The sequence below is a fragment of the Bacillus cereus genome, from assembly GCF_002561295.1.
Taxonomy (GTDB): domain Bacteria; phylum Bacillota; class Bacilli; order Bacillales; family Bacillaceae_G; genus Bacillus_A; species Bacillus_A cereus_S.
On the sequence record NZ_NTUG01000028.1, the window covers coordinates 17309 to 36855 of the forward strand.

The following is a 19547-nucleotide window of genomic DNA, read 5'->3' on the forward strand; positions in this document are numbered from 1 at the left end:
AAGCTCATATACATATAGAAAAACCATAGGTGGCGACTATGATGATTCAACATATTTATGAGCATTATCAAATGCATGTCAAAGAATTAATTCCTCTTGGCCCCTATAAAAGCTTTTGGATTCGCAATAAAATTTATGTGCTTCTTCCAATTGGAGATATGGAGGAAGAGGTACTTGTTGAAATGAAAAAATTAAGCGATTATATGAACCAACAAGGGGATATTACTGTTGCGACTTTTGTTCCGACTGTGCACGGTTATTATGTAAGTGAAATAGAAGAAAAAAATTACTGTTTATTAAAAGGTATGCGATTACTTGATCGACATGCTATTTCGTTAGGTAGTGAGCTTTCCTTATTCCATAAACGAGGCGCCTTTTTTCCTGAAGAAATAGAACAATTAAGTCGCATCGGTGAATGGAAGTCATTATGGGAAAAAAGACTTGATCAATTAGAGCGATTTTGGCAATCACAACTTATGAATCAGCCATCAGATGTATTCGATCAATTATTTATTGAGTCTTTCCCGTACTATTTAGGCATTGCTGAAAATGCAATTCAATATGTTGTTGATACAGAAATAGATGATACACCTCAGCTGGCTGATGCAGCAACAATCTGCCAAGAACGCTTTACTCCTTTATTATGGCAGCAAACGAATAAATTAAAAATCCCCATCGATTGGGTATATGATCATCCAAGTAGAGACTTAGCAGAATGGATCCGCTACGTATCGATGGAAAAGGAGAAAGATTGGGAAGAAACAATTTTTCAGTTTGTAACAGATTATGAAAAAAATTACCCACTTTCTTCTTTTGGATGGCGTCTCCTATTTGCACGCCTTCTCTTTCCGCTTCGCTATTTTGAAACGGTAGAACAGTACTATTTGACGGCAAATGAAGAACAAAAAAGTATGTACCGAAATCACTTAGAAGATATTTTACACGATGTGAATCGTTCAGAGCAATTTATGAAGAATTTTTATGAGTTTCTTCGTTTGCCCGTTGATAAGCTAGGGATTCGAAAATTAGACTGGTTATCCTAATCGGAATTTATAAAAAAGAGACCAATGGTGGTCTCTTTTTTATGGATATTTTGTTTCAGCGGTTCTAAGTGAGCCGCTTGCACTTTTAAGGATATCCAGCTCCAGTGGCAAGCTCTTCGTGTCTAAGAACCTTCCGCACCAGAAAGTAAAGAGCACTTTCTGTGCGAAAGAACCTTAGCCAGCCAGAGCTGAACGTGCCACTTCCGCTTTTAAGGATATCCAGCTCCAGCGGCTAGAATGTTCGGTGGCTTCGCTTCTTCCGCCGAGGCAAAAAGCGCCTCTATGTCAGAAGCTCCATCCTCCTCACATTCTAAACAAGCCGCTTCCGCTTTTAGATTAAAATACTTGTTCTACTTCGATTACGCCTGGTACTTCTTCAAGTAGTGCGCGTTCGATACCAGCTTTTAATGTGATTGTAGAACTTGGGCAGCTACCACATGCACCCATAAGGCGTAGTTTTACGATACCTTCTTCAATATCTACTAATTCAACGTCACCGCCATCACGAAGTAAGAACGGACGTAATTTATCTAATACTTCTAGTACTTGTTCTTGCATATTTGGGTTTTCCATTTTTATCGACTCCTTTCATCCATTTTATTATAATCAAGATGCAGGGGAAAATCTATTTTTTCTGTTCTTGTTTTATTATCGAAATTTTGTATCATGTTTACAACGTGTTTTTTCAGTATAGGGGATACGAAAGAAATTTGTAAAGTGAAGTGTTTATGCAGCAAGTTATCTCAACATACTGTGAAAGCGGAGAAATGGGGGAAAAGGAATGGTTAATGTTCAAGTATATGGGGCAAAAGTAATTTGTGCGAGCTGCGTTGGAATGCCATCTTCGACTGAAACATTTGAATGGCTACAAGCGGCAATTGGTCGTAAATATGAAGGACAAGATGATAAATTTAAGTTTGAATACGTCGATATTCAAGAAGAGCAAGAAGATACAGAGAAGCAAGCATTCGTAGAGCGTGTAATTGAGGAAGATTTATTTTATCCAGTTGTGCTTGTAAACGGGGAAATCGTTGGAGAAGGGAATCCTCGTTTGAAGGACGTATACGAAGAAATTGAGAAATATTTATAATATAGAGGCCTTTGTGATTGCAAAGGCTTTTCTTATATATGTATGTGGAAAAAATAGTTATTAAAGGTAATTTTATTGAGGGGGATGAATGTGGAGGGTATAGTGAAACAAGAATTACCAAAAGAAGTAAAGGATCTAATGGATCAATATGTGAATGGACTGCAAGACATATTTTTTAATGAACAATTGGTAGGGGTATATGTATACGGTTCAATCGCTTTAGGAGCATTTCATTTGGATACAAGTGATGTTGATTTTGTAACGGTAACGAGAGAGACAGTCAGTGAAATTGAGAAGTCGCAAATAAGTGATTTACATAAAAGATTGAGTAAAAGTAAGCTCGGAGAACGGATGGACGGTATGTATATTCCGCTTACTGATTTAGGAAAGTCTAATAAGGAAATAGCGCAGTATGTCTATTGTGCTGACGGGAAAGTTAACGTAGGTCACTGGGATGTGAATGATGTGACATGGTGGACGTTAAAGAACCGTGGAATTACTGTGACTGGAGAAGAAGCAAATAAACTTCCGTTTGAGGTCCCATGGAGTAAGGTTGTAGAAACAATGAAATATAACGTAGAGCAGTACTGGAGAGAAAAGGCGTCAAACCCATACTTGTTTCTAATCGAGGAATGGGTAGAATCAGCTGTTGTCACACTGGGCCGTATTTTGTATACGTTAGAGCATGAAACGATTGTTTCGAAGGATGAAGGATTACAATATATGATGAGATCGTCCAATGATAACTGGAAACCTTTGTTACAAGAGGTAGAGAGGATACGTCATAATAAGGGGGCAAAACGAACGATTTCCATTTGGAAGCGGGCAGATATGACGAAGAAGTATTTGCTTAGTGGGATAGAGGCATGCCGGCGGAAGTGGGAGGCTTAGTTTATGCAAAATTTATTAAGGAGAAAAATTTATAATGGTGAACTTTTAGAGGCTGTGGAATTATCATATAAAATAGAGATTCCTGAGTTAGAGGGCTTATTAATGGAGTGGGCTTTTGAAGAGCCTAGTATGATTATTTATACCTTTATATGTAGACGGTTAGAAAAGGCTGAGAGTGACGAGTTACATTCTTTAGCAGCAGATATTTTATGTCATCCCCTGTGTCATTTAGAGGGGGCTTATCTATCAAGTTTTTATCATGCACAAGAGTGTGTACGACTAGCTCCTGAGAATGTAAGCTATAGAGAATTTTTATTGTTTTTTGCTGAAATTCCGGAAAAACTTTTAGACAAGAAAATAGCCTTAAAACTAGCGGAAGATATTTTGCAAGAGAACCCGAGTAGCCAAGCTGCAAAAACATTTATGAAAGAAAATAGGTAGATTAATTCATTTCAAAAGTTTAGATAGTGCCAATAAAAAGTGATTATTGTATCGATATAAAAGAGATAAAATAGTAAGACCTCTGTAGTTATTACATACTACAGAGGTCGGTTTGTAGATAAAGGTTCTTAACGTACATACTACTTAGCTAGTCATTATTACGCTGTAGAAGTATCCTCGTCTTTACGTACTTCAAAAAACTCATTTTTGCACAGGTATTTAAAAATTCTTTGTGTAACTTGCTCTTCTTGATCTAATAAGAAGCGATGATCAAAAGCATAGAAGGATTGTCCTTTTATTAATTTAACATAATACATCATATATACCTCCGTTATAGAACGATGCAAATTGAAAGATTCATTATTATAATATCCATAAATTGGATTGGGATACCTAAAAGGAGATATATAATATAAAAAGAGTTCACAATAGAATGTGAACTTTTTTTATATTAACTATTTTTCCATCGTTCTAATTTAGGAATACTTCTTGTGAAAAATTTAGATAAAAATCTAGGGAAACCAAATGACACGATTTTACCCCGCATTAACGGGCTGTTTATCTCCTACCTCAAAACTTAAGAAAATGCGAAGAAGTTTAGGTGGGAGATAAACAGCCCATAAAAGCCCGATTGGTTCAACTAACAATCAGTGGGGGGAGAACCCCCACTGATTGAAGTTTCACTTTATTTTCAACAAGTTCTTTCATCTCATCTACTGTAATATGAGGGAGAGTGAATTCTCCATTTTCATAGCAATGACTGCAATATGTCGTACTTTTTTCTCCGTTTTTTTCTGTGCCGCCGCCTTTTTCATCTTTTGAAAATGGCATGCCACAGCTTTGACAGTTCTTATGTTTTTTCATGAAATTCGCCTTTAATTTATGTATAGTCTCAATGATTATAGTATGTTTTCTTAAGAGGCACAATTAGCATTTAAGATACCATCTCTTTCAATTGACATCGTTTATTAAAGAAGGTTTTATACCCAAGTTGCAAAAAGATAATGACAGAAAAAGCAGTACTTCCGGAAATACCAAGTATAATGGCGATTTGATATTGAATGGCAGTAAATGGTGAAATTCCTGATAAAATTTGTCCTGTCATCATACCCGGTAGACTAATGATCCCCATTCCGACCATAGAATTAATGGTTGGCAAAATAGCTGAATCGAAAGCATCTCTTACAAGGAGAGCGGTTGCTTGTTTTGGAGTTGCTCCTAGCATTAGTGCACCTTCAATTTGCTCACGCTTTGATTTCATATTGTTTAAGAATGAATTTGCACCAAGCGACACACCAGTCATGGCATTACCAATAAGCATCCCAGCGATTGGAACGATATATTGCGGAGCATACCAAGGATCGTGTCCAATAATGACAAAGATAAATAATAAAAGTGGTCCGATTGACCCTGCAATCATTGAGAGTGCGGCTACACGTTTTAGCTCTTTTGACATAGGGATATTAACTCGTTTATAAATATTAAAAATAGCGAATGTCGTAATAGAAGTAATAATAGCAATTGTATAAAATGGATTACTATTTTCAAATATGTATGTAAGTACGTATGCAACGAGAACAAGCTGGATGGTCATACGGAATGTAGCGATCGTAATTTGTTTTTCACGAGGTATTCCTTTTAGTTTGACAAGTCCGATTAAAACGATAATGAAAATATATGCCGCAGCAAGTTGCCAAATTTGCAGTTCAATAACGCCCTTCAAGTGCGTGCACTTCCCTTCTAATAGCACCTTTTGTTTCGCTGATTTTAATAATGTCGTCTGCGATTTCTTCTGGGAGACTTTGTGAATGGGTAATAAAGATAACAGTTTTCTTTTTTTGTTTCGCAATTGTAGTGAAATTTTTCATGACACGTCTTTCTGTATCTGCATCTAATGCAGAGGTGGGTTCATCTAATAAATAAACGGGCGGGTCCATTAATAATACACGAGCTAAGGAGAGTCTTTGTTTTTCACCACCGGATAATGAAGAGGCGGTACTTGTTAAATCTTTTTCTAAGTTTACAATTACGAGCGCTTCTTGCAGTGCTTCATCAGGTGGAAAAGGTTTTTCGGAAAAGTGAAGTCCCATTAATAAATTATCTTTTACTGTTCCGTCAAATATAGGAGGGGTTTGCCCTAACATAACAACTTCACGGCGTAATTGAATAGGTGGATAAGACGAAATGGAGGCACCGTTATATTCAATGTCGCCAGTTGTTGGTGATTGTAGATCATTAAGCATGCGAAGTAGTGTACTTTTTCCGCTGCCGCTTTCACCGATTATGCAGGTGATTTGTTCTTTGGGAATCTCTAAGTAAGGAATATGTAAGATGTCTTTATAAGTTACGTCTTTTAATAGAAACATAATTTGCTCCTTTCTGATTCTCTATAAATTTTAAAAAGATAAAACCCTTCTTTTTAGAAGGGAGGATCCAGCCATGCATAGCAGCGACTTATATGTTGAAAAAATTATATATTCATATCGTATCAAAAAAGGAGAAAAATAGAAAAAAACAAGAGCAAGCTGCCCTTGTTTTTCTGCTTAACCGTTATGATATTTATACATCCAAAGAATACCGGACTTTAAAAGTCTAGGTACACGACCCATTAATGGTTGATTTGCTAATAGTCCGAATCCGTGTTTCTTACCGAGAGAACCGAGAACCCCTTTTAATTTAATAACAGGTAGTTCATCAGGAAGTGCTTCATTATTCCAACGTTTTAATAATATTTGGACAATTTGTTCACCTTGGCCTTCAGCAAGCTGTGCAGATGGTGCATGTGGAAGGGAAGCACAGTCGCCTACAACATAAACATGCTCATTATTCGGAATATTATGATATTTTGTTAATACGACCCGTCCACTACTATCTTGTTCAACTGGAAGGTTTCGAACAACTTCATTTGCTTGAATACCAGCTGTCCATACGATTGCGTCACATTCAAGCGGTTCATCATGGTTGTACACAATGTTTGGTTCTACTTTTGTAATGTTAGAGTTTCGTATAATTGTAACATTATGCTTTACGAACCAATCTTCTACATATCTACTTAATTTTTCTGGGAAAGGGAACAAAATACGATCCTTTCGATCAAATAAATAGATCTTTAAATCAGAACGACTTTCTCGAAGCTCACTTGCCACCTCAACGCCACTTAATCCAGCACCGACAACTGCAACTGTTGCGTTAGGTTCTAAACTATTTAATCGTTCGTATGTTTTACGTGTTTGCTCAATAGATTGCAAGCTATGTGTATATTCTTTTGCGCCTGGAACGTTGTGATATTTGTCTTCACAGCCAAGTCCGATAATTAAATCATCATAGTGAATTTCTTCACCGCCATCAAGATGAACGGCTTTGTTTTCCAAATCAACATTTGTTACGGTTCCGTATTGAATGTTGAGGCGCGGGTGTTCTGGAAACGGAATACGAATGTGCGTTTCTGAAATTGTTCCCGCTACTAATGCATAATATTCTGTTTTAAAACAGTGGTATGGTACTTTGTCGATTAATGTCACTTGGACATCATCTGGAAGTTGGTTGTTCGGAAGAAGCCGCTGTAGAATTCTCATTCCACCGTAGCCACCGCCCAGTAATACGAGGTGTTTCATGATGGATTACCCCTTTTCTGTTGAAATATCCCCTAATCATACAATTATATATTGAAAAAATATTTTGACTTTACTCAATCAAATTATATCGAATTTGTGAACAAATAACAATGCATGAATGTGTACTCTGTTGTACAATAAGAAGAAAAGTGGGCAAACTGTTTCAATTTGTAAGCTGGGAATCAACATGTAGATTAGAAAAACAATAGAAACCCTTTCTTTCAGGTTGAAGAGAGCGCCCGTTCAGTGCCTATTTGTTTCTATGCCGTATGAAACCAAAAGGAAGAAGTGAGTAGAGATCTTTTTCTGTTTTCATAGCAGTGGTTTGTATGCTGGGGAATCAAAGTGGATTGATATAGAGAAGGTTTTTTGTTTTGAAATGAAACAGTGAAGCAACTAAATATTTTAGTACGTGTAATGAGAACAACAAGAAACAACTTAGTTTTCTTAGTATAGATTTATGTTTGGAAATACAGGGGGGATAGTTTTGATTAAGCCATTAATCGAATTTTGCGTAGGTAACCTTGCGAGTGGCTCACAAGCAGCATTAGAAAAATTTGAAAAAGATCCAAATTTAGATGTTATGGAGTACGGTTGTCTAGGATATTGTGGTATTTGTTTTGAAGGACCTTTTGCACTTGTAAACGGAGAAGTTGTACAAGGTGCAACGGTAGAAGAACTTGTGAAAAATGTATATGACTACTTAGATGAAAACCCAATGTTTTAAGGTGTCTGCAAATAAGCAGCACCTTTTTTTGTTATCTGTTCAAACAGAGTAAAAATTCTTTGCGAGGAAATGCTAACAAAGAATTTGAATCTTTGAGGTGACAGAATGAATATTCTTTGGGGACTAGCTGGAATTATCGTTATTCTTCTTATTGGATACTTACTTTCAAATAATAGAAGAGCTATCTCGCCACGTACTGTATTTGGCGGACTTGCTATTCAGTTAATATTTGGTTATATCGTGTTAGAGTGGGATATAGGCCGAATGGTGTTAGAGAAGATAACACAGTTTGTGCAAAAGATTATGGACTTTGCAAATGCAGGAATTTTGTTTTTATTTGGTAGTTTAGGGGATCCAACAAAGATGGCTGGATTTGTGTTTGCATTTCGCGTATTACCGATTTTAATTTTTTTATCTTCGGTTATTGCGATTTTATATTATTTAGGGATTATGCAATGGATTGTTCGTATTATTGGAGGAGCATTGGCAAAACTTTTAGGTACAAGTCAATCTGAATCGTTATCTGCAACAGCAAATATCTTTTTAGGACAGACGGAAGCACCACTTGTAATTCGTCCATACATGCCGCGTCTAACAAAGTCAGAGTTGTTTGCGGTGATGGTGGGGGGATTGGCATCTGTATCAGGTTCAACACTTTTTGGATATGCTGCGCTTGGCGTACCACTTAAATTTTTATTAGCTGCAAGCATTATGGCGGCACCAGCAGGTCTTATTATGGCGAAATTACTATTTCCAGAAACGGAAAAGCCAGAAGTACATCATAAGCATGAAGATGATGATCGCGATGATGATAAAAAGCCGGCCAATGTTATTGATGCGGCGGCACGCGGCGCAGCTGATGGATTATCACTTGCTTTAAATGTCGGGGCGATGTTAATTGCATTTATCGCGATTATTGCATTGTTAAATGGGATTGTTGGTGGAATCGGTGGTCTTTTCGGGTATCCAGATTTGTCATTGCAACTCATACTAGGTTATATTTTTTCACCGCTTGCTTTTGTTATTGGTGTACCGTGGTCAGAAGCGATTACAGCTGGAAGTTTTATTGGAGAAAAATTAATTTTAAATGAGTTTGTAGCGTTTACTGATTTTGCACCGAATATGGGAAAACTTTCTGAGAAAACAACAGCGATGATTACGTTTGCGCTTTGCGGATTTGCTAATTTATCTTCAGTTGCCATTTTACTTGGAGGACTTGGAGGAATGGCACCGACTCGTCGTAGTGATATTGCAAAGTTTGGAATAAAATCGATTATTGCCGGGACGCTTGCTAACTTGTTAAGTGCCGCAATTGCCGGGATGTTTGTGTGAAATAAAAAAAAGGCCCTTTTCGAGAAGGGCTTTTTTCTTACACGATTTGTGTAAGAGTGGCTGTTATCTAAAAGCCATCAAAATGTTGCCAAATATGAGAAACGGGGGACGTTCTTATTGTGTTCCAAAAGCATGCATTTTATACTTAAAACAACAAATTTTTTTTGGAGTGAATGAGGATGAAACAATTTTCTTTTACAAAAATGCATGGTCTTGGAAATAGTTATATATATGTAAATATGTTTGAAGAACAAATTCCAGAGGAAGAGTTAGCTCTTGTAGCGGAAAAGGTTTCGAATATTAATACTGGCATTGGGGCAGATGGCATGATTTTAATTTGTCCATCGGAAGTAGCGCCAGTAAAAATGCGTATGTTTAATAGTGATGGATCAGAAGGAAAGAGTTGCGGGAACGGGCTGCGCTGCGTAGCGAAATATGCGTATGAGCATAAACTAGTAGCAGAAACTGTTTTTACAATTGAAACATTAGCTGGGATTGTAACAGCGGAAGTGACAGTAGAAGAGGGGATTGTAACATTAGTAAAAATTGATATGGGAGCCCCTCGATTAACTCGTGCAGAGTTGCCGATGCTTGGTGAGGGAGAAACACCATTTATTCGTGAAGATTTTTTATACAATAATCATCGCTATGTTTTTACAGGTGTTTCAATGGGGAACCCACATGCTGTTATTTTTGTAGATGATGTGGAGGAAGCACCGCTTACAACACTAGGACCTGTTTTAGAAACACATGAAATGTTTCCAGAACGAGTGAATGTGGAATTTATTGAAATTGTAAATGGCAATGAAATGAACTTCCGTGTTTGGGAACGTGGGTCAGGTATTACGCAGGCATGTGGAACAGGTGCATGCGCAGCTGTTGTCGCAGCGGTTTTAAATGAAAAAATGAAGCGTGGCGAAGAAATTACAGTTCATCTAGCGGGCGGCGATTTAATGATTGCTTGGGCAGAAGAAGGTAACGTTTTAATGAAAGGTCCAGCGGAAGTCATTTGCCGTGGAGTGTATGAGTACAAGATAGAAGCGTAAAGATGTATAATAGAACGAGAGAAGAAAGGAAGGTGGATTTCATGATTAATGTAACAGAACAAGCTGCATATCAAATTAAAGATATGTTAAAAGATGCTGAAGATGGAGAGAAATATGTTCGCCTTGCTGTACATGGCGGTGGATGTAGTGGACTTTCTTACGGCTTAGGATTTGAAAGAGAACCAAATGAAGACGACACAGTTCTTGAGTTTTTCGGTGTTGAATTTGTTATTGATAAAGAAAGTGCTCCGATTGTAAAAGGAGTCAACATTGATTACAAACAATCGATGCTTGGCGGCGGATTCACAATTGATAATCCGAACGCAATCGCATCATGCGGATGTGGATCATCTTTCCGTACAGCGTCGAATGCTGGTAAGCCGGAAGAGTGCTAGTTTTTTGCTAATTACTAAAGTACTATTTCATTGGCGATGGTTACGGAGTGCAAATGATCTTCGTGTGTACACAATTATTGCTATGCGGAACCGCAAGCTAATGGATTATGAAATAGGATTAAATATTACAAAACCCTCTTTATGCTGTGTNNACACAGCATAAAGAGGGTTTATTATTTTGTCTTTAGCATGGTTAATTTAGGTACAGAAAGGCAAGTATATCATTTTATCCCGCATTAACGGGCTGTAATACTCCCACCTCAAAACTTAAGAAAATGCGAAGAAGTTTAGGCGAGAGATAAACAGCCCATAAAAGCCCGATTGGTGAGGGCTGACAATCAGTGGGGGATGGAGAAAACCCCCACTGATTGAAGTTTCACTTTATCAAGGACCACTCTTTATATATAAATTCATTTTGTTTATTGAACATGGACATTGCAGTTATATGAAACAAAAGATGATAGGCACTCGTTTGTTCTATTTACTTTACCGGTGCATGTGGCAGAAAAAGAATCTAACCTCTTCGAAAACCTCTTGATCCTCCTTAAAAAAGGATTATTATGTTCGTTTTTTAATTTGTATATAATTGTTTTTGTTAAATTCACATAATGTTCAAACAAATAGGTCTGAAAACTCGGAAGTTATAGTATTCTTGAATTAAGAATAATTTTTCGACAAATAAAGACAAAAAATTTATAGTGATCGAAAAATTTTATTTTATATCTGTGATTACACAGACAATAAGGAGAAATGATTATGGCGAACAAACGTTGTAAACTGCTTCATAAATCGTTTAAAGAATTGATACAAGAAAATAAACAAAAGATATTGAATGATAAACAAGAGATGGAAAAAATTGAACAGCGTATTGAACAACGTTATACAATTAATAAATCGGCTTCCTAATTAAGATACGAAAACTTTGTTGATATACAAAAAAGAAGATAATCGACTAGATGCAGTGGTTGGTTATCTTTTTTGTTTTTTCAGTGTTTAATCTTACAAAAGTGTAATATTCATGTCACGTTTTTGAATTTCTCCTTAGGCGAAAAGAGATTATGATAACAACATAATAAAAAACACATGAGGTGAATGACGTGAAAAGATATATTGCACTGTTTAGTATTTTAGTTGTATTTGCGACAATGTTAGTTGGTTGCGATTTAAACCGTATGGGAAAAGATGAGTACTATGTTCAAATTACAGTTGACGGACAAGAAAAAATTCAACAAGCTGATGGTGGTGGGAAGCACAAATCATTTGAGTATAAGTTACCTGCATTTGATAAAGATGGTAAAGAAAAAGAAATGGAATTTACAGCTGTGAAAAATCTTCGTAAGGAAGCATTCTTGCGTGTATTCTACTCTGATAAAAAAGGCGTAACAGCTTGGGAAGAAGTGAAAAAAGACGAGCTTCCTGCGAAAGTGAAAGAAAAATTAGGCGTGAAATAAAAGAGTTGGCCAAAAGGCCAACTCTTTTATTTATTTTCAAAATCTTCTTCTGAAATGACTGTAAATCCGTGTCTACGAAATAAAGCAGTTGTTACGCCATAGCCTTCTTGCTTGTTTCCATTAAATTCGCCCGTATAAATGGTAGAACTCCCGCAAGACGGACTTCGCTCTTTCAAAACGATATATTCGGGATTTAAATCTTTTATTTCTTTTAAAGCTTTATAAGCTCCTTGTACAAAAGCTTCTGTTACATCGTTCCCGTCTTTATCCACTACCTTTGCTTTGCCATCTAGTACATCGTCCCCATTGCCGCCGATGATTTCTGCTGAAGGGCGCGGTGTTGGTAATCCACCTAATACTTCAGGGCAGATCAAAACGGTTTCTTCTTTCTGCAATAGCTCTTCTATTTTTGCGATTAAATTATCATTTCCGTCGTAACGACAAGCAATGCCAGCTAAACAGGCACTTACCACGATCATATTTTTCACCTCATTTCAGTAGGGAGTATAAAATTATGGTTCATTACTCTTTATGAAAGCATACAGTAAATTGTAGTTATTTGTTGGATTTTTATAAAAATTGTAAAAAAACATTTGTTTCCTTGGATTTTATTGGTAGAATATTATAGGTTATAAATTTTCTGAAAAGGGGAAAGAGAATGAAAAAAGTTATTATTACATCTTTACTTTCAACTGCACTATTAGTACCAACTATTGCTCATGCGGAAGGAAACAAGACGGCTCAAAATACTAGTACGACTTCTAAAGTTACAAGTGTAAGTAAGGCTACCAAAGCTCAAGGATGGGTAAAACAAAATGGAAAATGGTATTACTATAAAAACGGGAAAAAGGTAACAGGTTGGTTATCTACTGGTGGTAAAAAATATTATTTTAGTGTTTATGGAGTTATGCAAACAGGATGGATGTCAATTCAAGATAAAAAAACAAAGAAATATACAGATTACTATTTTGATGAAAAAAACGGAGCAATGCGCACAGGTTGGGTACAAATTAACGGATACCGGTATTTCTTCAACAATAATGGAGTAAAACAAACGGGTTGGTTATCAAATGGAGGCAAAAAGTATTATCTTGGCGATTATGGAAGTATGCAAAAGGGTTGGGTTTCATTCCAAAATAAAAAAACAGGAAAATATACGTATTACTATTTCAATGAAAAAAGTGGAGCAATGCAAACAGGTTGGGCGCAAATTAAAGGAAATTGGTATTTCTTAAATAATAGTGGAGTAAAACAAACAGGCTGGCTATCAAATGGTGGGAAATGGTATTATCTTGGCGACTATGGAATTATGGAAACAGGAAAGCGCTATATAAAAAATACATATTACTACTTTGATAAAAGTGGGGCAATGCAAACAGGATGGCAAAAAATCGGTAATTACTGGCACTATTTTAACAGCAATGGATCTGAATACCACGGATGGTTAAAGCTCAGCAATAAGTGGTATTATCTTGATTCTTTTGGTGAAATGGCAACAGGAAAGAAATGGATTAATGGTAAGTATTATAAGTTTGATAGTAATGGTGTTTGGATTGGTTAATGAATAAGTAGTAAGCTTCATGGATAAGGAAGGCAGGCCGCATGGTGACATGTGGCCTGTTTTTTGTTTTACGTCCTCAGTTCATCAATAATTTTAAAAAAATTGCCCATTATGCTTTTTCGCATCTATTTATATATGGGGTGATGAAAATGGGATCTTTGTATCGTTTAATGAAAGAGTATAGTGAATTTAGAAGTAAAGAAGAGTTTAATGTGTATCAAAAACAAGTTTTTAAATGTTATCGGTTTCAGCTAAATAGAACGGATTCTTTAGTCATTCATTTTTTAGGAAGGTATGCGATTAATGAGAAACAAAAAACAGTTGGTGTTGCTTGTCCGTTAATGGAGACAATTGCGTTGGAAATCGGAAAGAGTATTCGTACTGTACGCCGCTCTATTGCGAAATTAGAGGAAATGGGAATTATGAAGCGGATTGCGACGAAAGAGAGACATAAGCGTGGTGGGTATAGTGCTAACTTATATGTATTTCTTAAATCTGCGATTGACCGTATGGATGACCGCATGAAAATGTCCGCATGCGAAAGTGGTAATCATGCAGGTGGCTGTAGTGTAAACGTACGAAAAAACGAGGGGGAAACAGTTTTTTCTAAAAACATTCCACAAATAAAAGAGAAAAGAGTAATAACGTACGAGCTTGATGAGACGTATTGTCGTCATGATATACCAAAAGCTTATATCTCTGCGCTTATACCGATGACGAGTAATCCGAAGAAAATTAATGCGTTTTGGAGTAAAGTGGAGCTTGCTTATAAAAAGAGTGGATTACTTGAACAAGGTATTTTACTAGAACAAATCTTAGCTGATGAAGAAGTGTATGGAAATTTAATTTGGCGGGTAAAAAGTGTTGTGAGAGCGTATAAGTATGGGGAAATCCGTAAAGACGTTGGGGCTCTTTTGTATAGTACGATGCGAGATTTCTTTTTAGAGATCGGACTAGAATGGGGAGCGGCTATAAGAAGAAGTACTAAGGTGACCTTATTCGATCCGTTTAAAAAAGAGTCATGCGTATAATACATGACTCTTTTCGATCAATCGAATTTTCGTACAACGGGAACGCGAATTGCCACAAATAGTACGAAGACAATAACTGCAATAGCACCGCTTTTCATAATTGTGACAATTGGAATACCAGCTGCAAGTGCAAGCGATGTGAATGCATAGGAAAGCGGGATGAAGCCCATAGATGACAGCATTAATAAACTCATGACGCGCCCCATCATTTCTTCTTTGACAGTAGATTGAATCATCGCCATTAATGGAACGATGGCCATGGCAATCGTAATGCCATAAAATGCGCCTGCGAGTAGTGCTTGCCAAAGCGCTGTACTGAAGTTAATCGATAAAAAGAAAATGCCGGATAATAGCATCATAATGATGCAGAATAGACCGCGCCTGCGATTAATATTTCTAAGACCAACAATGACAGCACCAATTGCCATTCCGGCTCCGACAGCTGCTTCTAAATAACTAAATTGAAGTGAATCGCCATGAAGGACATTCTTAACAAATAATGGGAAACCAACTTGCATCGGACCAATTAAAAATAGATTTAGAAAAGCACTACAGATGAGAAATGTAGAAAGAAAAGGTGATTCTTTTACGTATAAAATCCCTTCTTTAATAGATGTAAACATTCCTTTATCTGTATCATCTTCTACTTGAACGGTAGATTGAATTTTTTGGACAAGTATAGCGGCAACAATTAGGAGCAAGATGGTAATGGTAAAGATCGTCTCATAATTACTAAACTCAATGAGGATTCCGCCAAGTACTGGCCCTAAAATGACTGACGCTTGGTTCGTCATTTGAGTCAGTGAATTTGCTTGTGTTAAACGATGTTTTTCTACAAGTTCAGGGAGAATGGAACCGTCAGCTGACCAAAAGAAGGCATCCGCTAATCCGAAAAATAAGGCAAACAAAGCAAACGTATATAATGTTACATCACCGACGATAAACCAAGTTAAAATCGTTGCGACAAGAAGTGCACGAATGATATTCGAGTAAAACATAATATTTTTTTTCGGAAATTTATCTGCGACAGCCCCTCCAACAATCATAAAGATAAGTCTTGGGACGCTAAGTGCAACAAAGACAACGCCAAGTGACGCTTCAAGATTTAATGTTTTCGCTATGTACCACGTTTGAGAAAATGTAAAAAAGGCTAAAGCAAAGCTTGAGAATAATGTAGCTGCCCAGAGAAATAGGAAGTTTGTGTTTTTTAACAAAGGTGTTCCACTTTCTGCTTGAGCAGATTTGTTTTGTTGTAGTTCCTCCATATTGCTTCCTTTCTATGTAACAATTTTGAATGGGTATAAAAAGCTGTTAACAATCGTTTTATACAGTTTTTAATATTTCTATACTGCACTTTTTCATTGTAGACAATAATAGAAGATTTGCCCAGTGGATTTTTTAAGACAAAAAAATAAGAAAGTGCCAGAAGCACCTTCTTATTTTAGGTCTAAGCTAATGCAATATAGATATCAACTTGCGCATTATTTGGATCTATCGCTCTTTCATCATAGAGTTCAAAGTCAATTGTAAAAGCGCGTTTGTTTTCTTTCGACCAGTTCCAAATGTCTTGCCATGTTTCGTACACGATTTCTGATATAGGCCCTTTTCTTGTTGTAAATACTGCATATGTCTGAGTAGGTATTGTAAGAGACTTCATATTTTCAGGAACAGATTCTAATGAAGAGACTGGCATACCGATTGTGTATCTGTATGTTCCGGTTTCATCGGATTCATAATCTGAATATAATGCTAGTGTTGTTTGGGTGTTCTTGTTCGGAATTTGATTTATGATTTGTTCTTGATAGTAGTGGTTCCATAGGTGAGGAATCTTTCCTTCGGCTGATGTTTCCACTGCATTATTTGTTGTGATGGAAATACCGATGGCTTGAAAAGCTTCTTTTGTAACAATTTTTGGTTGATTCATGTTTATATTCCCCCTTTTATAAAAAAAAGAACAAACGTTCTTATTTATTGTACCATAATTATACAGATGAAAGGAAGGGAGTTATAAAGTTAGGAAATGTAAAGAAACAGGGGGACTATTTAATACTTCTTGAGATTTAGATAACCATGGAGAGGAGTTGATGTATTAAAAAAGACTCCTTTCATACGAAAGGAGCCCGGTTCATTTATAAATTAAAACATACTAGAACTATGCATTGGTTGTAGTTTTGCATTTGGATCGAAGTAAGCTTTTGCATTGTTTACGGCTGTTGGTGCTTCACCAAATCCACATGCAATTAGTTTTACTTTTCCTTCATATGTACAAATGTCACCAGCGGCGTAAATACCAGGGATGTTTGTTTCCATTTTTGAATTTACAACGATGCTGTTCTTTTGAATATCTAAGCCCCAGTTTTTAATTGGACCAAGAGAAGAAACGAAGCCATAGTTTACGATCACATCATCAACATCAATCACAACTTTTTCCTCTGTCTTCACATGTTGCAGCACAACTTGTTCGATTTTGTCTTCACCAATTAATTCAACTGGAACGTAAGGTGTCTTTACATCTGTACGAGAGTTTATTAAGCTCTCTACACTGTGCTCATGAGCACGGAATTTATCACGACGATGAACGATTGTTACTTGTTCAGCGATTGGTTCTAACATCATTGTCCAGTCCACAGCAGAATCGCCGCCACCAAAGACAACGACGCGTTTCCCAGAAAATTTATTCATATCATCAACGAAATAGTGTAGATTTTTCTTCTCGAATTTTTCTACACCTTCTAACTCTAAACGACGTGGTTGGAAGGCTCCATTACCAGCTGTAATAATGACAGATTTAGAATAGTGCGTTTCTTTATTTGTTACAAGTTTAAATACACCATCAGCCTGTTTTTCAAGTGTATCCACTGCTTCTTCTAAGCAAACAGTCGGTTCAAACTTTTTCATTTGTTCTTTTAAATTATCAACAAGTTCTTGCGCGCGTACTTTTGGGAATCCGGCTACGTCGTAAATATATTTTTCAGGGTATAGTGCGGATAATTGCCCTCCAAGTTGCGGTAAGCTTTCAATAATTTTTACACTGGCCTGTCTCATGCCGCCATAAAACGCCGTGAATAATCCTGTTGGACCTCCACCGATAATCGTTATGTCGTAAACTTTTTGATTTTCTGTCACTATTTATTCCCCCTATAGATGGAATTTAGATATTGATTCCATATATTGTTCATATGTATACGGAAATCCTGCAAATAAGATTACACTTTACAATAAATGATATCATATTTTAGTTTGGAATACTGCATGAAATGACTGAATTATATGTAAGCTTGTGCATAGTTAAGTTAAAAATGTATAAAATATACCAAGCAGGAAAATCCATGTAAAAAAGGATGAAAAACCCTTGAAAACGCTATGTTATTTTAAAATATTGATAATTCGTCAAGCGCTTGAATTATGACATAAAACCGACTAATATAGGAAAGTATTATGTTAATTTTTTATGACAAATTTCGTAAGAATTTTTGAATACGTTTTGTTATGCTTGAGAATGTGAGGAATTCCACATTCTTGACAAATTAAGTGTTTAGCACTTTGGTCTTATTTTTCATTACTATTATTATAAAGAAAAGGGTTGTGATTGAGTGAAAACTCCAAAAATCGTAGTTTTAGGTGCAGGTTATGGCGGGATGATTACGACTGTTCGTCTGCAAAAAGCATTATCTGTAAGTGAAGCTGAAATTACGTTAGTAAACAACAACAGCTATCACTACCAAGCAACTTGGTTACATGAAAGTGCAGCTGGCACATTACATCATGATAAAATTCGCCTTGATATTCAAGACGTTATTGATACAAATAAAGTAAACTTTGTACAAGATACAGTTGTAGAAGTTAAAGCAGCTGAAAAACGCGTTATCTTAAAAAATGCTGAATTAGAGTATGATTACTTAGTAATCGGTCTTGGCTTCGAGTCTGAAACATTTGGCATTAAAGGTTTGAAAGAGCATGCATTCTCTATTACTAACATTAATGCAACTCGTCAAATTCGTGAGCATATGGAATACAAGTTCTCTCAATATGCAACTGAAAAGCGCGATGAGTTAGTAACAATCGTTGTTGGTGGTGCAGGATTTACAGGTATCGAGTATGTAGGTGAGCTTGCAAACCGTATTCCTGAACTTTGCAAAGAGTATGATGTTCCACGTGAAAAAGCACGTATCATCTGTGTAGAGGCTGCTCCGTCTGCACTTCCTGGTTTCGATCCAGAATTAGTAGAGTATGCTGTGAAACAGTTAGAGAAAAAAGGTGTAGAATTCCGCATCGGTACAGCAATTAAAGAAGCGACTGAAGAAGGTATTCTTGTTGCAAACGGTGACGATGTTGAGTTACTTAAATCTGAAACTGTTGTTTGGGCTGCTGGTGTTCGCGGTAACGGTATTGTGGAAGAGTCTGGATTTGAAGCAATGCGCGGACGTGTAAAAGTTGATGAGTATATGCATGCTCCAGGTCATGAAGATGTATTCATGGTTGGTGATGCAGCGTTAATCATCAATGAAGAGATTAACCGTCCATACCCACCAACAGCACAAATTGCAATTCAACAAGGTTACAATATCGCACACAACTTAGCTGTGTTAGTTCGTGGTAAAGGCGAAATGAAAAAATTCGCTTTCGATAATAAAGGATCTGTATGTTCATTAGGACATGACGATGCAATGGGCGTTGTTATGGGTAAAAAACTAACAGGTTGGAAAGCTTCCTTCATGAAGAAAGTAATCGATAACCGTTACCTATTCTTACTTGGTGGACCTTTATTAGTTCTGAAAAAAGGTAAATTGAAGTTCTTTTAATATATAAATGAAAAACCCTTTCTTTTTAGGGAGGAAGAGAGCATCCGCCCATGTGTAGAAGCGGTCAGTGCCTTTTCCTACCCATGCCGTGTTTTATAGGGTGGAAAATCAAAAGAGGTATAG

The 19547-nt window shown here is 36.6% G+C and carries 23 protein-coding genes; 13 read left to right on the forward strand and 10 right to left on the reverse strand.

The window, feature by feature from the left end; all coding sequences use genetic code 11:
• The first annotated feature begins 41 nt into the window (after nt 1–41).
• Entirely contained in the window at nt 42–1043 is a 1002-nt protein-coding gene (gene yutH, locus CN373_RS16065; protein WP_098359712.1) for a spore coat putative kinase YutH, read from the forward strand.
• Nucleotides 1044–1379: 336 nt separating this feature from the next.
• Here yutH and CN373_RS16070 read toward each other — a convergent pair whose 3' ends face one another.
• Nucleotides 1380–1616, reverse strand: coding sequence for a NifU family protein (locus tag CN373_RS16070; RefSeq protein ID WP_000431179.1), 237 nt, complete (start codon nt 1614–1616; stop codon nt 1380–1382).
• A 208-nt stretch (nt 1617–1824) separates the two neighbouring features.
• On the opposite strand from CN373_RS16070, the gene CN373_RS16075 reads away from it, so the two are divergent.
• From CN373_RS16075 to CN373_RS16085, 3 genes are all read left to right on the forward strand, one after another.
• Complete coding sequence (locus tag CN373_RS16075; protein WP_000248584.1) at nt 1825–2133, forward strand: YuzD family protein; 309 nt, start codon at nt 1825–1827, stop codon at nt 2131–2133.
• An 84-nt stretch (nt 2134–2217) separates the two neighbouring features.
• The gene (locus tag CN373_RS16080) at nt 2218–3024 is read left to right on the forward strand and encodes an aminoglycoside adenylyltransferase domain-containing protein (RefSeq protein ID WP_430794191.1); all 807 of its coding nucleotides are present in this window, start codon (nt 2218–2220) and stop codon (nt 3022–3024) included.
• Between the two features lie 3 nt (nt 3025–3027).
• Entirely contained in the window at nt 3028–3465 is a 438-nt protein-coding gene (locus tag CN373_RS16085; protein WP_098359714.1) for a hypothetical protein, read from the forward strand.
• Nucleotides 3466–3623: 158 nt separating this feature from the next.
• On the opposite strand, the gene CN373_RS16090 is transcribed toward CN373_RS16085, so the two are convergent.
• From CN373_RS16090 to CN373_RS16110, 5 genes are all read right to left on the reverse strand, one after another.
• Nucleotides 3624–3782 carry a YqbF domain-containing protein gene (locus CN373_RS16090; protein ID WP_000291903.1) on the reverse strand — a complete coding sequence of 53 codons (159 nt, stop codon included), beginning with the start codon at nt 3780–3782 and terminating at the stop codon, nt 3624–3626.
• Between the two features lie 319 nt (nt 3783–4101).
• Nucleotides 4102–4329, reverse strand: coding sequence for a zinc ribbon domain-containing protein (locus CN373_RS16095; protein ID WP_098359715.1), 228 nt, complete (start codon nt 4327–4329; stop codon nt 4102–4104).
• A gap of 70 nt (nt 4330–4399) precedes the next feature.
• The gene (locus CN373_RS16100) at nt 4400–5188 is read right to left on the reverse strand and encodes an ABC transporter permease (protein WP_098359716.1); all 789 of its coding nucleotides are present in this window, start codon (nt 5186–5188) and stop codon (nt 4400–4402) included.
• Nucleotides 5172–5831 carry an ABC transporter ATP-binding protein gene (locus CN373_RS16105; protein ID WP_098359717.1) on the reverse strand — a complete coding sequence of 220 codons (660 nt, stop codon included), beginning with the start codon at nt 5829–5831 and terminating at the stop codon, nt 5172–5174. Before CN373_RS16105 ends, CN373_RS16100 begins: the two co-directional genes overlap by 17 nt.
• Nucleotides 5832–6008: 177 nt before the next feature.
• Nucleotides 6009–7079 carry an NAD(P)/FAD-dependent oxidoreductase gene (locus CN373_RS16110; RefSeq protein WP_000682084.1) on the reverse strand — a complete coding sequence of 357 codons (1071 nt, stop codon included), beginning with the start codon at nt 7077–7079 and terminating at the stop codon, nt 6009–6011.
• Nucleotides 7080–7566: 487 nt separating this feature from the next.
• Between CN373_RS16110 and CN373_RS16115 the strand changes: the two genes are divergently transcribed.
• From CN373_RS16115 to CN373_RS16140, 6 genes are all read left to right on the forward strand, one after another.
• Complete coding sequence (locus tag CN373_RS16115; RefSeq protein WP_000595023.1) at nt 7567–7806, forward strand: YuzB family protein; 240 nt, start codon at nt 7567–7569, stop codon at nt 7804–7806.
• Between the two features lie 105 nt (nt 7807–7911).
• Nucleotides 7912–9138 (forward strand): NupC/NupG family nucleoside CNT transporter, encoded by a 1227-nt coding sequence (locus tag CN373_RS16120; protein WP_098359718.1) that lies wholly within the window; start codon nt 7912–7914, stop codon nt 9136–9138.
• A gap of 179 nt (nt 9139–9317) precedes the next feature.
• A complete protein-coding gene (gene dapF / locus CN373_RS16125) occupies nt 9318–10184 on the forward strand; it encodes a diaminopimelate epimerase (protein WP_000808865.1) in 867 nt (288 codons plus the stop codon).
• 41 nt (nt 10185–10225) lie between these two features.
• Complete coding sequence (locus CN373_RS16130; protein ID WP_000611448.1) at nt 10226–10579, forward strand: HesB/IscA family protein; 354 nt, start codon at nt 10226–10228, stop codon at nt 10577–10579.
• Nucleotides 10580–11329: 750 nt separating this feature from the next.
• On the forward strand, nt 11330–11485 hold the full coding sequence (locus tag CN373_RS16135; RefSeq protein ID WP_002058286.1) for an FbpB family small basic protein: 156 nt from the start codon (nt 11330–11332) through the stop codon (nt 11483–11485).
• A 191-nt stretch (nt 11486–11676) separates the two neighbouring features.
• Entirely contained in the window at nt 11677–12030 is a 354-nt protein-coding gene (locus CN373_RS16140; protein WP_000833164.1) for a YxeA family protein, read from the forward strand.
• Nucleotides 12031–12056: 26 nt separating this feature from the next.
• Here the strand turns inward: CN373_RS16140 and CN373_RS16145 are convergent, their stop codons facing one another.
• Nucleotides 12057–12509 (reverse strand): DUF523 domain-containing protein, encoded by a 453-nt coding sequence (locus tag CN373_RS16145; protein WP_000637628.1) that lies wholly within the window; start codon nt 12507–12509, stop codon nt 12057–12059.
• A 179-nt stretch (nt 12510–12688) separates the two neighbouring features.
• Between CN373_RS16145 and CN373_RS16150 the strand changes: the two genes are divergently transcribed.
• Nucleotides 12689–13591 (forward strand): N-acetylmuramoyl-L-alanine amidase family protein, encoded by a 903-nt coding sequence (locus CN373_RS16150; RefSeq protein WP_111901910.1) that lies wholly within the window; start codon nt 12689–12691, stop codon nt 13589–13591.
• A gap of 149 nt (nt 13592–13740) precedes the next feature.
• On the forward strand, nt 13741–14622 hold the full coding sequence (locus CN373_RS16155; RefSeq protein ID WP_098359734.1) for a helix-turn-helix domain-containing protein: 882 nt from the start codon (nt 13741–13743) through the stop codon (nt 14620–14622).
• 17 nt (nt 14623–14639) lie between these two features.
• Here the strand turns inward: CN373_RS16155 and CN373_RS16160 are convergent, their stop codons facing one another.
• The 3 genes from CN373_RS16160 to CN373_RS16170 form a co-directional block, all read right to left on the reverse strand.
• Nucleotides 14640–15887, reverse strand: coding sequence for an MFS transporter (locus CN373_RS16160; RefSeq protein WP_098359720.1), 1248 nt, complete (start codon nt 15885–15887; stop codon nt 14640–14642).
• Between the two features lie 182 nt (nt 15888–16069).
• Nucleotides 16070–16546: a GyrI-like domain-containing protein gene (locus CN373_RS16165; protein WP_098359721.1), complete on the reverse strand. Its 477-nt coding sequence runs from the start codon at nt 16544–16546 to the stop codon at nt 16070–16072.
• Between the two features lie 212 nt (nt 16547–16758).
• On the reverse strand, nt 16759–17748 hold the full coding sequence (locus CN373_RS16170) for an NAD(P)/FAD-dependent oxidoreductase (RefSeq protein WP_098359722.1): 990 nt from the start codon (nt 17746–17748) through the stop codon (nt 16759–16761).
• A gap of 467 nt (nt 17749–18215) precedes the next feature.
• Between CN373_RS16170 and CN373_RS16175 the strand changes: the two genes are divergently transcribed.
• The gene (locus tag CN373_RS16175) at nt 18216–19424 is read left to right on the forward strand and encodes an NAD(P)/FAD-dependent oxidoreductase (RefSeq protein WP_000856625.1); all 1209 of its coding nucleotides are present in this window, start codon (nt 18216–18218) and stop codon (nt 19422–19424) included.
• The last annotated feature ends 123 nt before the right edge of the window (nt 19425–19547 follow it).